The organism is Actinacidiphila bryophytorum (assembly GCF_016916835.1).
Lineage (GTDB): Bacteria > Actinomycetota > Actinomycetes > Streptomycetales > Streptomycetaceae > Actinacidiphila > Actinacidiphila bryophytorum.
In genome coordinates, this window is the sequence record NZ_JAFFIX010000004.1 from 399,813 (window position 1) to 415,861 (window position 16,049).

The window sequence follows — 16,049 nt, forward strand, 5'->3', positions numbered from 1 at the left end:
AGAGCCTCAGCCCGTCGCCCAGCCTCGGCCCGGCGGCCTCAGCGCAGGTTGCGCAGCACCGCCCAGGCCACCAGCACCGCACCCACCGCGTACGAGGCCCGTGCGCCCAGCACGGGCCGCCAGCGCCGCCCGCGCAGCCCCGCCACGGCCCAGCGCCCGGCGACGGCCAGCAGGAAGGGCGTGCAGAGCAGCAGCAGGGCGTTGTCGTGGAACGCCCGCACCGGGTCCGCGTGCAGCAGGTCGTACGCCATTCGGGTGGCACCGCAGATCGGGCAGAGCAGCCCGGTCGCCCAGTTGAAGGGGCAGCGCGGCAGCCAGTGCCCCGGCTGGTGCGGGTCGGTGCCGTACAGATACAGCGACCCGGCCAGGCCCGCCGCCAGGGCGCCGAGCGGCGCCGCGGCAGGATGGCCGGAAACGCGCCGCAGGGTCGTCATGGCTGTGTCACGCGCTCAGGGACCGGGCGTAGTTGACCTGCTGGGTGATCGCGTAGATGTCCTGCGGGCCGCGCACCGGGATCATCACGGCGTGGTACTTGCCGCCGCTGTTCACCGTGACCTGGGCGAAGCCGGTCGTCACGTTCTCCTTGATCAGCAGGAAGAACAGCCCGACAAGGCAGGCGAGCGCGAAGATCACGGCCAGCACGATCGCATATGTCGGCGTCTTCGACTCCGAGCGCGACATGTCGGAGACCGTCCAGACCGCGCCGCGCAGCGGCAGCAGACCTGCGGGAGTCATGATCCCCGTCTCGGTGACCGCGATGTCGCCGATGGTCAGCAGCGTCGCGCCGGGACCGCCCTGCGGCTGCGGGAGGCCGCCGTGCTGCCAGCCCGGCGCCCCGGCCGGCGGCGGGGTGCCGTTCTGCGGCGGAACGCCGTAGCCGGGCAGCGCCGGCATGGTCGGCTGGTAGGACGGCAGCGAGGTCTTCTGGACCCGCGGGTCACCCTGCGGGTTGCTGCCGTTGCTGCTGTAGGAGCTGTTGTCCCCGTACGGGTTCTGGTCGGACATCGGGTCCCCCTGTGGTGCTCCGGCCGGCGGCGCGCGAGCGGGCGGCGCCGCGTTGTGTCGGCCACCATCCTTGCAGTCCGCGCCCGCCGCGTCGCGCCCCCCGCCGTATCCCGCGGCGGTTCCGCACGGCGGGTGCCGGGTGTCGCACCGCACTCTGACATGACCGGTCCATGCGGCAGACAGACCGCTTGTCGGGTTACCGTTCGGATGGCGTTGTTGACTTTTCCCGTTTGACACAGGACCGGGAGGTACGGTCACACTCCGCAGCGTCACCCCTTCGAACCGGAGAGAAGAGCCCAAGTTGTCCCCGACCCGCGAGACCGCACCGGCCGGCCGCCGACTCGTCATTGTCGAGTCGCCCGCCAAGGCGAAGACGATCAAGGGCTATCTCGGCCCTGGATACGTCGTCGAGGCCAGCGTCGGGCACATCCGCGACCTCCCCAACGGGGCCGCCGAAGTGCCGGCGGAGTACAAGGGCCAGCCGTGGGCGCGGCTCGGCGTGAATGTCGACAGCGACTTCCAGCCGATCTACGTCGTGAACGCCGATAAGAAGGCACAGGTCAAGAAGCTCAAGGAGCTGCTGAAGGACTCCGACGAACTATTCCTGGCCACCGATGAGGACCGCGAGGGCGAGGCCATCGCCTGGCATTTGCAGGAAATCCTCAAGCCCAAGGTCCCGGTGCACAGGATGGTCTTCCACGAGATCACCAAGGACGCCATCCAGGAAGCCGTCCGCAATCCGCGGGAGCTGAACCAGCGGCTCGTCGACGCCCAGGAGACCCGCCGCATCCTCGACCGGCTCTACGGCTACGAGGTCTCGCCGGTCCTGTGGAAGAAGGTCATGCCGCGGCTGTCGGCCGGCCGCGTCCAGTCGGTGGCCACCCGGCTCGTCGTCGAGCGGGAGCGCGAGCGCATCGCCTTCCGCTCCGCCGAGTACTGGGACCTGACCGGCGTCTTCGGCACCGGCCGCAGCGGCGACAGCTCCGACCCGTCCACGCTCAACGCCCGGCTGGTCTCCGTCGACGGCCGCCGCGTCGCCCAGGGCCGCGACTTCGACGCCTCCACCGGCGCGCTCAAGGGCGGCGCGACCGTCCTGCACCTGGACGAGGCCGCCGCCCGCGCCCTTGCCGCGGCACTCGCCGACACGCAGTTCTCGGTGCGCAGCGTCGAGTCCAAGCCCTACCGCCGCTCGCCGTACGCGCCCTTCCGCACCACCACGCTCCAGCAGGAGGCCTCGCGCAAGCTCGGCTTCGGCGCGAAGGCCACCATGCAGGTAGCCCAGAAGCTGTACGAGAACGGCTTCATCACCTACATGCGTACGGACTCCACGACGCTCTCCGAGACCGCGATCAGCGCCGCCCGCGCCCAGGTCACGCAGCTCTACGGCGCCGACTACCTGCCCGACAAGCCGCGGGTGCACGCCGGCAAGGTCAAGAACGCGCAGGAGGCGCACGAGGCGATCCGCCCGTCCGGCGACCGCTTCCGCACCCCCGCGGAGACCGGCCTGACCGGCGACCAGTTCCGGCTGTACGAGCTGATCTGGATGCGGACCGTCGCCTCCCAGATGAAGGACGCGGTCGGCCAGTCCGTCACCGTCAGGGTCGGCGGCACCTCCGCCGACGGCAGGGACGCCGAGTTCAGCGCGTCCGGCAAGATCATCACCTTCCACGGCTTCCTCAAGGCCTACGTCGAAGGCGCCGACGACCCCAACGCCGAGCTGGACGACCGCGAGCGCCGGCTGCCGCAGGTCGCCGAGGGCGACGCGCTGACCGCCGAGCAGATCACCGCCGACGGCCACTCCACCAAGCCGCCCGCCCGCTACACCGAGGCGTCGCTGGTCAAGGAGCTGGAAGAGCGCGAGATCGGCCGCCCGTCGACGTACGCCACGATCCTGGGCACCATCCTCGACCGCGGCTACGTCTTCAAGAAGGGCACCGCGCTCGTCCCGACCTTCCTGTCCTTCGCCGTCGTCAACCTGCTGGAGAAGCACTTCGGCTGGCTCGTCGACTACGACTTCACCGCCTCCATGGAGGACGACCTCGACCGCATCGCCCGCGGTGAGGCCCAGTCCGTGCCGTGGCTGCGCCGCTTCTACTTCGGCGCCGAGGACCCGGGGGCCGCCGCGGCCGCGCCCGGCACCGACGGCGACCACCTCGGCGGCCTCAAGGAACTGGTCGAGGACCTCGGAGCCATCGACGCCCGGGAGATCTCCTCCTTCCCCGTCGGCGACGGCATCGTGCTGCGGGTCGGCCGCTACGGCCCCTACGTCGAGAAGGGCGAGCGCGGCGAGGACGACCACCGCCGCGCCGACGTCCCCGACGACCTGCCGCCCGACGAGCTGGACGTCGGCTACGCGGAGGAGCTGTTCGCCCGCCCCAGCGGCGACTTCGAACTGGGCAACGACCCCGCCACCGGCCGCCCCATCGTCGCCAAGGACGGCCGCTACGGCCCCTACGTCACCGAGGTCCTGCCCGAGGACACCCCCAAGACCGGCAAGAACGCGGTCAAGCCGCGCACCGCCTCGCTCTTCAAGTCCATGTCCCTCGACACGGTCACCCTGGAGGACGCGCTGCGGCTCATGTCGCTGCCGCGCGTCGTCGGCAAGGACGCCGAGGGCGTCGAGATCACCGCGCAGAACGGCCGCTACGGCCCGTACCTGAAGAAGGGCACGGACTCGCGCTCCCTGGAGACCGAGGACCAGCTCTTCACCATCACCCTCGACGAGGCGCTGGCCATCTACGCGCAGCCCAAGCAGCGCGGGCGCGCCGCCGCCAAGCCGCCGCTGAAGGAACTCGGCACCGACCCGGTCAGCGAGCGGCCCGTCGTCGTCAAGGACGGCCGCTTCGGCCCCTACGTCACCGACGGGGAGACCAACGCCACGCTCCGGCGCGACGACGACGTCGAGACCATCACCCCGGAGCGGGGCTACGAACTCCTCGCGGAGAAGCGGGCGAAGGGGCCTGCCAAGAAGGCCCCTGCGAAGAAGAAGGCCGCCCCGGCCAAGAAGGCTGCGGCCAAGAAGGCCGCGCCCGCGAAGAAGGCCGCGGCCAAGAAGGCCGCGCCCGCGAAGAAGACTGCGGCCAAGAAGTCCGCTCCTTCCCCCGAGTAGGCCGCCCCGGCCGCGGGGGGGGGGTGCCTCTTCGGCCGGGCCGAGCACATAGGGGCGCGGGGAACTGCGCGACCGGCCCTCCCCCAGGGCTTTGCCTGGGGGTGCCCCCATCTCGCTTCGCTCGCGGCCGGTGGTCCGGCACGGACCGAAGAGTCCCTTCGGGTCGGTGACGACCCGCGCCCCGGTGGGGGCCTGAGCGCGCAGTTTCCCGCGCCCCTGGGGGGCTCGGCCCCTGCGGAAGGGGGGGCCGGGACGCGGTGGAACCGCAGGAAACCGCGCCCGGGATGGGCGATAGGCTGTTGGGATGACGCGATCCGAGCAGCCACCGCAGCCCGCTGACGTCACACCCGCGTTCGCGGGCGACCTGGCGGCGGATTCACGGGACCGTGCGGTGGGCGCGCTGCTGAAGATCCCCGCGTTGCGGAAGCTGTGGAATGCCCAGCTCACCGGCGCGGTCGCGGACCGCCTCGGCCTGCTGGTGCTGCTCTGGCTGACCGTGCAGGCGACGGCCGCGGCGAACGCCTTCGGCGGCGGCTACCGCGGGGTCGCGTTCGCGACGGCCGCGGTGTTCGGCGCCCGCCTGGTGGCCACGCTGCTCTTCGGTGCCGTCCTGCTCGGCCCGCTGTCCGCGGCGACCGCGGAGGGCGGCCCGCTGGACCGCCGCTGGACCATGATCGGCGCGGACGGCGTACGCCTAGCGCTGTTCATCGTCGCGCCGCTGTGGATCACCTGGTCGCAGGACAACGCCCACATCTGGCTGCTGGCCACCGCCTTCGTCGCGGGGCTCGCCGAGCGGCTGTGGGCCGTCGCCAAGGACGGCGCCGCGCCTCTACTGCTGCCGCCGCCGGGCGACACCTCGGTGCGGCCCGCGCCCGACCACCTGGCCACGCTGCACCGGCTCGACCTGCGCACCAGCTTCGTCGCGCTGCCGCTGGCCGCGGCCGCCATGGTGGCCGTCACGCTCGTCAACACGCTGCTGGCGACCGGCGTCGACTGGTTCGACCTGCACCAGGTCGCGCTGTCCTCCTACGTCGCCGCCGGGCTGTTCTCCTCCTCGATGGCGGTGCTCTCCGCGCTCGAACTCCCCTCGGGCACCGCGGCCAGGCCGCGTTCGCCGCTCGAAGGGCTCCGGCTTCCCAAGGGCCCGGCAGGCGCCGAGAACGGCAGGACCGGGGCGCTGCCGCTGCTGGTGCTGTCCACCGCCGCGGTCGCCGGCGCCATTGCCGCGGCCGTCGCCGTGGCCGTCCTGCACGCCGTGGCCATGGGCTTCGGCCCGACCGGGTTCGGCCTGCTCGTCCTCGCGCTGACCGCGGGCACTGTCGTAGGCATCCGGGTCGGTCCCCGCACCCTGCCCGGCCTGTCCAGGCGGCGGCTGCTGGCGCTGGCCATCGGGGTCACCGGCGTGGCGCTGCTGCTGACCGGCCTGGTCCCCGACCCGACCACCGTGCTGCTGCTCGCCCTGCTCGCCGGCGTCGCCGCCGGGATCAGCGCCAACACCGGGCATCTGCTGGTCGAGCAGGAGGCCGAGGAGACCCGCAGGGCCAAGACCACGGAACACCTCCAGGCCGTCGCGAGGGCGGTGCTCGGCGTCGCCGCGATCTGCGCGCCGCTGCTGGCCGCCGCGATCGGCCCGCACCGCGTCGACAACGGCCGCTTCACCTTCGACCACGCCGGCGCCGCCTACACCCTCATGCTCGTCGGCGCGCTGCTGCTGCCCGTCGCCGCGCTCGTGCTCGGCAAGACCGACGACCGCAGCGGGGTGCCGCTGCGCCGCGACCTGCGCGAGGCGCTGCGCGGCGCGGAACCGTCCACCGCGCCCGCCGCCACCGGCTTCTTCATCGCCGTCGAAGGCGGCGACGGCGCCGGCAAGTCCACGCAGGTCGAAGCGCTCGCGAGCTGGATCCGCAGCAAGGGCCACGAAGTCGTCGTCACCCGCGAGCCCGGCGCGACCGCCGTCGGCAAGCGGCTGCGCTCGATCCTGCTCGACGTGTCCTCCGGCGGCATCTCGCACCGCACCGAGGCGCTGCTCTACGCCGCCGACCGCGCCGAGCACATCGACACCGTCGTACGGCCCGCACTGGCCCGCGGGGCCGTCGTCATCTCCGACCGGTACATCGACTCCGCCGTCGCCTACCAGGGCGCAGGGCGCGACCTGGCCCCCACCGAGATCGCCCGCATCAACCGGTGGGCCACCGACGGGCTCGTCGCCCACCTGACCGTGCTCCTCGACGTCTCGCCCGAGACCGCGAGGGAACGCTTCACCGAGGCGCCCGACCGGCTCGAGTCCGAGCCGCCGGAGTTCCACCAGCGGGTCCGCGCCGGCTTCCTGACCCTCGCCGCCGCCGACCCCGCCCGCTACCTCGTCGTCGACGCCGGCCAGGACCCGGCCGCCGTCACCACGGTGATACGCCACCGGCTCGACGAAGTCCTCCCGCTGTCCGCGCAGGAGATCGAGGCCCGCGCGGAAGCCGAACGCAAGGCCGCGGAAGAAGCCGCCCGGCTCGCCGCCGAGGAAGCCGCCCGCAAGGCGGAGGCCGAGCGCGCCGAACGCGAACGGCAGGCGCAACTGGAGAAGCTGCGCCGCGAGGAGGAGGAACGGCGGCTCGCCGCAGAGGAAGCCGCACGGCGGGAGATCGCCGAACGCAAGGCCGCGCAGGAAGCGGAGGCGGCACGCCTCCGCCAGGAGGAGGCCGACCGGCTCGCCGCAGAGGAGGCCGCCCGCGTCGCCGCCGAGACCGCCGCCCGGGAGGCCGAACAGGCCAGGCTCCGGCGGCTCGCCGAGGAGCAGGCCAGGCTGCGCTCCGAGGCGGAGGCGCGGCGGGTCGAGAAGCAGCGCAAGGCGGAGGAGGCGCTCCTTCGCGCCGAAGCCGCGCGGGCGGCTGAGGCCGACGACGCGACGACCGTCGTCACGCCGGTCGCGCCCGAGGAGCCCTCGGATTCCTCGGACTCGTCCGAGACCACGACGGTGCTGCCGCCGGTCGTGCCCGAGCGCGAACCCGAGCCCGAGCCCGACGAGACCGCGGTCCTGCCGCCGGTGCCCGGCACCGCCAGCGACTCCGACCCGGCCGACCGGGTGCCGCCGTGGCTCTTCCGGCCCGAGCCGAACGAGAACGACCGCACGCGGGAGCTTCCGGCGGTCCAGTCGCCGACTGTCCGCCGGCCCCGGCCGGACTGGGCCGAGGAGACGCCCCTCGACGACCTCCCGACCCTCGCGGACGAACTCCTCGGCCGCCACGAGGACGACGACACCTAGCCTCTTCCGGTGGGCGCTCGCCTCTCCCGCCGTCGTGGCCGGCCGCGCAGTTCCCCGCGCCCCCGGGTGGCTGCCCTTGCTGTGGGCTTTGCACCTTTCGGTGCGTCGTGACGGGCCGCGCAGTTCCCCGCGCCCCTGAAAAACGCCCACCCTCGCAGGCCGACGGCACCCACCAGAAAAACGCCCGCCCTCCTGCCCCGAGGCCGCCGCCTGACAGCGCCAGCTTCTGCGGAGGAGGCCAACACCCAGGGGCGCGGGGAACTGCGCGCCCGGACTCACCCGGCGGCCTGGCGGCGGCCGACGAGAGCCGGGCGGAGCTGGAGACGCTGACCGGGCGGATCGGCGACCGCTGGGTGCGCGCCCAGGTGCGCAGCGCGAGCGGCGAGATCGCGATGGCCCGCGGCGACTACGCGTCGGCCAGGACCCACCTGGAGGCGGCGCACAAGCTCGGCCAGGAACTGGGCGCCTATGCGGAGGGCGCGTTCCTGGTCGCGCGGCTCAGCGAGGTCGCCTACCGGGCGGGCGACGCAGCGAACGCGGAAAGGCTGCTGGCCCGCGCCGACGAGGAGGCCGATCGCTACTCGGTGTGGGACGCCCGCACCTATGTCCGCTTCCTCCAGGCCACGCTGCTGCTGGACCGCGGCGAGGTGGCGCGGGCGCGGGAGGTGTGCGACCTGGCCGTGGGCCGGGTCTCCGACGGCACCCCGCCGCCGGTCTTCCGTGTCGTGCTGGGCGGCCTGTCGGCGCGCATCTCGGTGGCGGAGGGCGATCCGGCAGCCGCGCTGCCCATGGTGGACGAGGCGCTGCGTACGGCACTGGCCGCGGGCTGCACCGAGCAGATCCTGGGCGCCCAGCTGGAGGGAGCGGCCGAGGTGCTCCCCGCACTCGGCCAGGCACGGCCCGCGGCGGTGCTGCTGGCGGCCGCCGACGCCGTACGGGGGCTGGTGCCGCGCAGTGTCCCCGAGCGGTCGGCGGTCGACGCACTGGCCGAGCGGCTGTCCGCGGCACTGCCGGCGGCGGACCTCGCGGCGGCCCGCGAGCGTGGCGCGGCCCTGGACGGGGGAAGGGCCGCGGCCCTGGTCGCCGTCCTGGCGGGCGGCGAGCACGAGGGCGGGGAGAGCGCAGGGGAATAGCTCCCGCCGACCTGCTCTTGTGTCATTGAGGCTTCAAGGAATACTGGAGCGTCCCGCCCGCACCCCGCCCCGTCCGCCGGAAGTGAGAAGAGCCGTGAAGGTCGAGATCTACAGCGACATCGCCTGTCCTTGGTGCTACGTCGGCAAGACGCGGTTCGAGCGGGCGCTTGCGGCCTTCCCCAAGGGTTCCTCCGTCGAGGTCGTCTACCGGCCCTTCCAGCTCGACCCGTCGGCTCCGCACGAGGCCCGCCCGCACCACGAGGTGCTGGCGGCGAAGTTCGGGGCGCGGGCCGCGGCGATGGACCGGCAGATCGCGGCGCTCGGCGCCGAGGAGGGCATCGCCTTCGAGTTCGACACCGTCCTGGAGAACAACTCGCTGCTCGCCCACCGCCTGCTGCGTTTCACCCTTGAGGAGTACGGCCCCGAGGCGCAGGTCCGGCTCAAGGGCCGGCTGATGGCCGGGCACTTCGGCGAGGGCATGGACATCGGCGACCACGAGCACCTGACCGACGCGGCCGTCGCGGTGGGGCTCGACCGGGACGCGGTCGCGGCCTTCCTGAGCGGTGACGAGCTGCACGACGAGGTGCTCGACGACATCGACGAGGCCAGGCGGCTGGGCATCACCGCGGTCCCGACCTTCGTCTTCGAGGGCAAGTGGGCCGTCCAGGGCGGCCAGGAGACCTCGGTCTTCCTCCAGGCGCTCGAACAGGTCGCCAGGGACACCGCGGCCGAGCACGCGGCCGAGGACGCAGCCCTTGCCACGGACGACGCCGGCGCCTGCGCCGACGGCGTGTGCGAGGTGCCCGCGGCCGACGGCGGCGCCGCCCGCTGAAAAGGCTCGGACCTACCACGGCTGCGCCTTACCGCGGCTGCGCTATGTGCAGCTGATCACCGAGTCCGCCCAGTCCGCCAGACCGCCGCCGAATCCGCCCCCGAATCCGCCGTCCTGCCCCCGCTCGGGGGTGACGACGAGCCGCAGCGTCTTGTAGCCGGTCAGGCCGACGTGGACAGGCACGGCGGAGTCGCCGCCGCGCACCACCGGCGAGGTCCACAGCCGGGTGGAGTCGCCGTACACGGAGAAGCGCACGGCGGTCCGCAGCACCCGCGCCAGGTCGTCCACCCCGGCGCTGGCGTCGTAGGACACGCAGGAGGCGTTGAGGTCGATCGTCACCGACGAGGGCGCCCGCACGCTGATGCCGTGCTCGTACGAGGTGCCGCCGATCGACAGCCCCCAGCGGTCCCACCACCAGCTGCCCGGGGACAGCGCGGGGCGGATCGTGGGCTGCGTCGTGTCGCCGAGGCCGCTCAGGCCCAGCGAGTTGACCTTGTACGCGGCCGGTGCGGGCGGCGGGGGAGTAGGCGTCGGCGTGGGGCTGGGCTTCGGCGCCGGCGGTGGCGTCGCCGGCTTCGGGGTCGGCTTCGGCGGCGGCGGGGTGGTCGGTTTCGGCGTCGGCTTGGGTGCCGGCCTGTGGGTGGGCGCGGGCGGCGGCGGCTTCGGGGCCGGCTTGGGCTGCGGCGCCGGTGACGGCGGCGGAGGCGGGGGTGTGGTCGCCACCGGGGCGGCCACGGGCGGTTTGGCCAGCGGCTTGTGCGGCTTCCCGTCGTGGCCGGCGGTGAGCGCGAAGGCCGCGGCGGCCGCGGCGACGACCACGGCTGCGGCGATGCCGACCTTGACCGGCGCCCCCAGCCCTTCGCTCGCGGCGCCCGCGCCCGCGGCGCCCGCACCGCCGGACCCGGAGCCCGCGGCGGCTGCCGCGGCTCCTCCCGCGGCCCCCGCGGCGGCTGCGCTGCCCGCCACGACGGCGACACCCGCCTTGGTGGCGTAGACGGCGGCGAACCAGCCGATGTACGCGACCGGCAGCAGGCCCTTGAGTGCCGAGTTGAGGTCGGCCAGTTCCAGCGAGGCCGCGGTGCAGCGCTCGCAGTCCTTCAGGTGCCGGTTCAGCTCGCGGTCCGCGCGCATCCGCAGGCCGCCGCGGGCGTGCGCGCCGAGCCGGTCGGCGTAGCGGGCGCAGTCACCCTCGGCGGTGAGCGTCGAGCTGACGTGGGCCTGCAGGTAGGCCTGCCGCAGGCCCTCCCTGGCGCGGTGCGCGAGCACGGCGGTGGCGTTGGCGGTCAGCCCGAGCAGCGGGGCGATGGCGCTGGGCGACTCCTCCTCGACGGCGGTGTGCCACAGCACGGTCTGCCAGCGCTCCGGCAGGGTGCGGAAGGCCTGGATGGCCAGGGATCGCTCGGCGTCCTCCATGGCCCGCACGTCGGCGGCCGGTGCGCTGGTCGCCGCGTCGCGGCCCGAGCCGGCCGCGCTGACGGCGAAGACCGCGAAGTCCTCGACGAGTTGCTCGCGGCGGGCGGTGTTGCCCCAGGTCGCGGCGACCCGGCGGACCGTGGTCAGCAGGTAGGCGCGGACCGCGGACCGCGGCCCGCTGCCGCCGCGGATCGCCTGCAGTGTGCGGGCGAAGACCTCGCCGGTGAGGTCCTCCGCGGTGTGGGTGTCCCGGCAGCAGGTGCGGGCGTAGCGGCGCACCGCCTCGGCATGGCGGCGGTAGATCTCCTCGTAGGCGCTGTCCCGGCCGCCCCTGACCTGGTCGATCAGCTCCTCGTCCGACAGGACGGCGCCGACGTCCGGGTGCCCGTCCGCCAGCAGGTCGCCGTCGGCGGGCGCGTCGGTGCCGCCGCCCTCCGGGCCGGTCGGCGCGTCGTCGGGGACGGGGCCGCCCTGCGGACCGACCCGCCCCTGGACGGGGAATTCCGTTTCCGGGCGTGCCACAGGGTCGCGCTGGCCCGGCACCCTGCGCGAGGGCAGCTCGGCGCTGCCTTCCGGGCCGGCCCCTGCGGCGGGGGCGGCGCCGGATTCCCCGTTCGGCTCATCCACGGGCCAAGCCTGGCACAGCGCACGCCCCCGACGTCATCGTCTTGGGCGGAACCACCCTTCCGTGGCGGGTTCGTTCACCGATCCTCCACTTCCGTCCGCACGGGCGGTGCCGCTACGGGTGGTTCAGTCCCTGGCGGCAGGGCGTTCCGAGGGGCGTGAGCGCAGTCCTTCCAGCAGGATGTCGAGCAACCGGGCCGAGGCTGCCGCCTGCTGGGCGGCGTCCGGCAGCGAGGGCGCCGCGGTCGCGATGACCAGCAGCACGTCGGCGACCGAGACGTCGGCGCGCAACTCGCCCGCCGCCCGCGCCCTTTCCACCAGCTGGCCGACGACGTCGAGCAGGGTGCGTATGCCCTCCTGCTCCTCCACCCGGGTGCCGCGGCTGCCCGCCGGCACCGGTTCCGCTATGTCGTCGCGGCCGGTGTGGTCGCCGGGGGCCGAGCGTGCGCCGCCCTCCGCCGGGTCCGCGCCGAACCTGGCCCGCTGCTGCGGCACCCGTGCGCCGTCGCCCGCGCCGTCCTGGTCGTGCGGCTCGCCGCCGGCGACCGGGCCGCCGGGGGCGCCCTGCACCCGCAGCACCTGCGGCGGCAGCAGCCGCCCGGCGCCGGAGGCGACGGAGGTGCGCAGGAAGCGCGCGAGCGCCGACCACGCCTCGTCCTCCTGGCCCAGCGCGGTGCGCGCCTGTTCCGTCAGCCGCGCGGTCTCCTCCTCGGCGATCCGCCTGACCAGTACGTCCTTGCTGGGGAAGCGGCGGTAGACGGTGCCCACGCCGACGCGTGCGCGGCGTGCCACGTCCTCCATGGGTGCGCCGTAGCCCAGTTCCCCGAAGACCTCACGGGCGGCCCTGAGCACGTGCTCCAGATTCCGCTGGGCGTCCACCCGAAGCGGTGCCGCCCTGCCCGTACTCCCGTCCGTACCGGCGGAAGCCGTCCACGTCGTGTCCTGAATGTGCATATATGTATCCCCCCGGATAATTGACTGTCTCCCCCCGGAGACTCCCCGCCCTTAACGATCGGGTGAGCTGGGCCGTGCACTACTACGAGATACGAACATAGTTGAGCCCGCGTCAAGAATGAAGAGGGTGTGGTCCCTGGGGCGCGGGCTCTTGCTGTGCGGCGGCAGGACGCGTTTCCCGCCCTGAGGCGTTTGCCCGGTGATCGCCCGATGCGGCGCCGTCCCGCGGGGCCGCGGGGCGGCCGATTCCCCCGAATGGTGGTGTCCGCCCTGTGGACAAACGGCATCCGGCCATTGCGTCATGGAGCAATGACGACGGAGTCGGCGGCCCTGGCCAAGGCAAGCACACCGCGCATTCTTGTGGTCGGTGGTGGTTATGTCGGCATGTACACGGCGTTGCAGCTGCAGCGAAAGCTGCGGCTGCAACGCGGTGAGGCCGAGATCGTCGTCGTGGAACCGCAGCCGTACATGACCTACCAGCCCTTTCTGCCCGAGGCCGCCGCCGGATCGATCTCCCCGCGGCATGTCGTCGTACCGCTGCGCCGGGTCCTCGACCAGTGCCGGATCGTCGTCGGCGAGGTGCGCTCCGTCGACCACGACAAGCGGGTCGTCGGCGTCGTCACCCCCGCCACCGAGGAGGAGGGCGGCGGCGCCACCGAGATCCCGTACGACCAGCTGGTCGTCGCCCCCGGCTCGATCTCGCGCATCCTGCCCGTGCCGGGGCTCGCCGAGTACGGCATCGGCTTCAAGACCGTCGAGGAGGCCATCGGGCTGCGCAACCACGTCCTCGAGCAGCTCGACATCGCCTCCTCCACCCGTGACGCCGACGTCCGCGAGGCGGCTCTGACCTTCGTCTTCGTCGGCGGCGGTTATGCGGGCGTCGAAGCGCTCGGCGAACTGGAGAACATGGCCCGCTACGCCCTGCGGTACTACCACAACGTCCGCCCCGAGGACATGAAATGGGTCCTGGTCGAGGCAACGGGCCGGATCCTGCCCGAAGTCGGTGAGGAGCTGGGCCGCTACGCCGTACGCGAGCTGCGCGGGCGCAACGTCGACATCCGCCTGGAGACCCGCCTCGAATCGTGCGAGCACCGCATCGCCGTGCTGTCCGACGGGTCGCGGCTGCCCACCAGGACCGTGGTGTGGACCGCGGGCGTCAAACCGGCACCCCTGCTGGCCGACACCGGGCTGCCGCTCAACGACCGCGGCCGGCTGGTCGCCGACGCCACCTTGCGCGTCGCGGGCCGCGACGACGTGTGGGCGGCCGGCGACGCGGCCGCGGTGCCCGACCTCACCTCGGACCAGGAGGGCGCGCTGTGCGCGCCCAACGCCCAGCACGCGGTGCGCCAGGCCAAGGTGCTGGCCGGCAACGTCGTGGCCCACCTGCGCGGCGAACCGCTCACCGAATACCGGCACAAATACGCCGGCTCCGTCGCCTCGCTCGGCCTGCACGAAGGCGTCGCCCTGCTCTACGGACGCAAGTTCAAGGGCTACCCGGCATGGCTGGTCCACCGTGTCTACCACCTCAGCCGGATGCCCACCGCCAACCGCAAATCCAGAATCCTCGCCGAGTGGATCCTGTCGGGGCTCTTCAAGCGGGAGATCGTCTCGCTCGGCTCCCTTGAACACCCGCGTGCCGAGTTCGAACAGGCCGCGGGAAGCGGCGGTGACAGCGGCCGGCCCCGGCCGTGAGCGCCCCCCGGCACGCCCGGCGCGCACCGGTGCGATTCCCCCGCAGGCCCTTGGTCGGCCACACTGGACGGGTGACCACCCGTGCGGCAGCACCTGCAAAGAGTGACAAATACGAGGAATCGGACGTTTGAACCTCACGCGCTGGAGTGCCCGGCTCCCCGTAACAAAGCGACGCGGCGCAGTCCCGGCAGCCCGCGGCAAACTCGCCGACGCCGCCGCACCCGTCGGCGGGGCCAAACGCGGCACAGCCGCCCCCACCGACCCGGCCCCACCGCCGCCCACGGCAGGCACCGACACCCCACCGCGACCCCAGGACCAGGCACTTCACGCCATCGCCGGCACACCGGGCGACCTCACAGGCGTCCTGAGCCGGCTGCCCGCACTGATCGCCGTCACCCACGGCCCCGCCCACCGCGTCGGCTTCGTCAACGACGCCTACGCCGACGTCTTCGGCCCCCGCACCACCGGCGCCCCCGCCCGCGAGGCCCTGCCGGAACTCGACGAACTCGGCCTGCTGCCGCTCATGGACCAGGTCCACCGCAGCGGCCGCCCGCGCACCGTCAAAGCCCGCAAGGTGAGCAGAGCCGCCACCGCCACACTCACCCGTCAGGGCTATTTCACCTTCACCTGCACCCCCGTCCACGCCGACGACCCCGACCCCGAACGCCGCGGCGTCCTGGTCTTCGCCGCCGACGTCACCGACCAGGTCCAGGCCGCGGAAAGGCTCAGGGAGAGCGAACGCCGCCTCCACGAGACCGCCGTCACGCTCCAGCGCAGCCTCCTGCCGCAGCAGCTGGAGCAGCCCGACGACCTCCGCCTGGCCGCCACCTACCAGCCCGGCGGCACCGACGCGGCCGTCGGCGGCGACTGGTACGACGTCATCACCCTCGGCGCCGGCCGCACCGCCCTGGTCATCGGCGACGTCATGGGCCGCGGAGTGCGCGCCGCCGCCGTCATGGGCCAGCTCCGCACCGCCGTACGCGCGTACGCCCGGCTCGACCTCCCCCCGCACGAGGTCGTCCAGCTGCTCGACGGCCTCGCCTCCGAGATCGACGCCACCCAGATCGCCACGTGCGTCTACGCCGTCCACGACCCCAGCGAAGGACGGCTCTCCTACGCCAGCGCAGGACACCTGCCGATCCTCATCCGCGACCCCGACGGCACCGTCCAGCGCACCGAGGAACCCACCGGGCCGCCGCTGGGCACCGGCGGCTGGACCCACACCACCGCCACCGTCCCCTTCGGCCCCGGCTGCACCGCCGTGCTCTACACCGACGGCCTCATCGAACGGCGCGGCGAGGACATCGAGGAAGGCGTCTCGACCCTCATGCGGGCGCTCGCCGGCGCCACCGGGGCGCCCCAGGTGATCTGCGACCGCCTCATGCGCGCGCTCGGCGTCACCGCCCAGCACGACGACGACGTCGCCGTCCTGGTCCTGCAGTACCCCGACCACACCGGCCACCCCGACGGCGAGGTCTTCCGCAACGCCTCGCTCGACCTCCTCGGCGGCATCGAAGCCGCCCCCCGCGCCCGCGCCTTCGCCTCCGGCGTCCTCGCCTCCTGGCGCTTCCCCGTCGAACTCCGCGACCTCGGCGTCCTGGCGGCGAGCGAGCTCGTCGCCAACTCCCTCAAGCACGGGACGCCGCCGATGCGGTTGCGCCTCCGGCGCACGGACCGGCGGCTCGTCATCGAGGTCACCGACGGCGACGAGCACCTGCCGCGGCGGCGGCGCGCCGAACCCGCCGACGAGGCGGGCCGCGGTATCTCCATCATCGCGACCATCGCCTCCTCCTGGGGCTCCCGTCTCACCCCCGGCGGCGGCAAAGCCGTCTGGTGCGAGTTCACCCTCCCGGCCTAGTCTCTGTGGCCGGCGGCGCCCTTCCGCGGGCCGCGGCGGCCGCACGGCTCCCCTTCCGCGGGGGTGCGCTTCCGCCGGCCGCGGTGGCTTGGGCGGTGCCCCTTCCGCGAGGGGGCAACACCAGGGGTGCGGGGAACTGCGCGCTCAGCCCCCGCCGGGGCGCGGGTCGTCACCGA

At 73.7% G+C, this 16,049-nt stretch carries 10 protein-coding genes; 6 read left to right on the forward strand and 4 right to left on the reverse strand.

The genetic code is table 11. The annotated features are described in order from the left end of the window. Positions 1-38: 38 nt before the first annotated feature. Both JT723_RS09225 and JT723_RS09230 read right to left on the reverse strand, forming a co-directional pair. A complete protein-coding gene (locus tag JT723_RS09225) occupies positions 39-434 on the reverse strand; it encodes a DUF2752 domain-containing protein (RefSeq protein ID WP_205043988.1) in 396 nt (131 codons plus the stop codon). A gap of 7 nt (positions 435-441) precedes the next feature. After that, a complete protein-coding gene (locus JT723_RS09230) occupies positions 442-1,005 on the reverse strand; it encodes a hypothetical protein (RefSeq protein ID WP_205043989.1) in 564 nt (187 codons plus the stop codon). Between the two features lie 301 nt (positions 1,006-1,306). Here JT723_RS09230 and topA point away from each other — a divergent pair, with 301 nt between their 5' ends. The 4 genes from topA (at position 1,307) to JT723_RS09250 (ending at position 9,332) form a co-directional block, all read left to right on the forward strand. After that, a complete protein-coding gene (gene topA / locus JT723_RS09235; protein ID WP_205043990.1) occupies positions 1,307-4,114 on the forward strand; it encodes a type I DNA topoisomerase in 2,808 nt (935 codons plus the stop codon). 304 nt (positions 4,115-4,418) lie between these two features. After that, positions 4,419-7,367: a dTMP kinase gene (tmk, locus tag JT723_RS09240; protein ID WP_205043991.1), complete on the forward strand. Its 2,949-nt coding sequence runs from the start codon at positions 4,419-4,421 to the stop codon at positions 7,365-7,367. A gap of 365 nt (positions 7,368-7,732) precedes the next feature. After that, positions 7,733-8,500: a hypothetical protein gene (locus JT723_RS09245; protein WP_205043992.1), complete on the forward strand. Its 768-nt coding sequence runs from the start codon at positions 7,733-7,735 to the stop codon at positions 8,498-8,500. A 94-nt stretch (positions 8,501-8,594) separates the two neighbouring features. Continuing rightward, the gene (locus JT723_RS09250; protein ID WP_205043993.1) at positions 8,595-9,332 is read left to right on the forward strand and encodes a DsbA family oxidoreductase; all 738 of its coding nucleotides are present in this window, start codon (positions 8,595-8,597) and stop codon (positions 9,330-9,332) included. Positions 9,333-9,374: 42 nt separating this feature from the next. On the opposite strand, the gene JT723_RS09255 is transcribed toward JT723_RS09250, so the two are convergent. Further along, positions 9,375-11,372, reverse strand: a complete 1,998-nt coding sequence (locus tag JT723_RS09255; RefSeq protein WP_372441256.1) for a sigma-70 family RNA polymerase sigma factor — start codon at positions 11,370-11,372, stop codon at positions 9,375-9,377. A 123-nt stretch (positions 11,373-11,495) separates the two neighbouring features. Beyond that, positions 11,496-12,323, reverse strand: a complete 828-nt coding sequence (locus JT723_RS09260; RefSeq protein ID WP_205043994.1) for a TetR/AcrR family transcriptional regulator — start codon at positions 12,321-12,323, stop codon at positions 11,496-11,498. A gap of 309 nt (positions 12,324-12,632) precedes the next feature. Between JT723_RS09260 and JT723_RS09265 the strand changes: the two genes are divergently transcribed. Then, positions 12,633-14,015: an NAD(P)/FAD-dependent oxidoreductase gene (locus JT723_RS09265; protein WP_205043995.1), complete on the forward strand. Its 1,383-nt coding sequence runs from the start codon at positions 12,633-12,635 to the stop codon at positions 14,013-14,015. 127 nt (positions 14,016-14,142) lie between these two features. Further along, entirely contained in the window at positions 14,143-15,873 is a 1,731-nt protein-coding gene (locus JT723_RS09270) for an ATP-binding SpoIIE family protein phosphatase (protein WP_205043996.1), read from the forward strand. Positions 15,874-16,049: the final 176 nt, after the last annotated feature.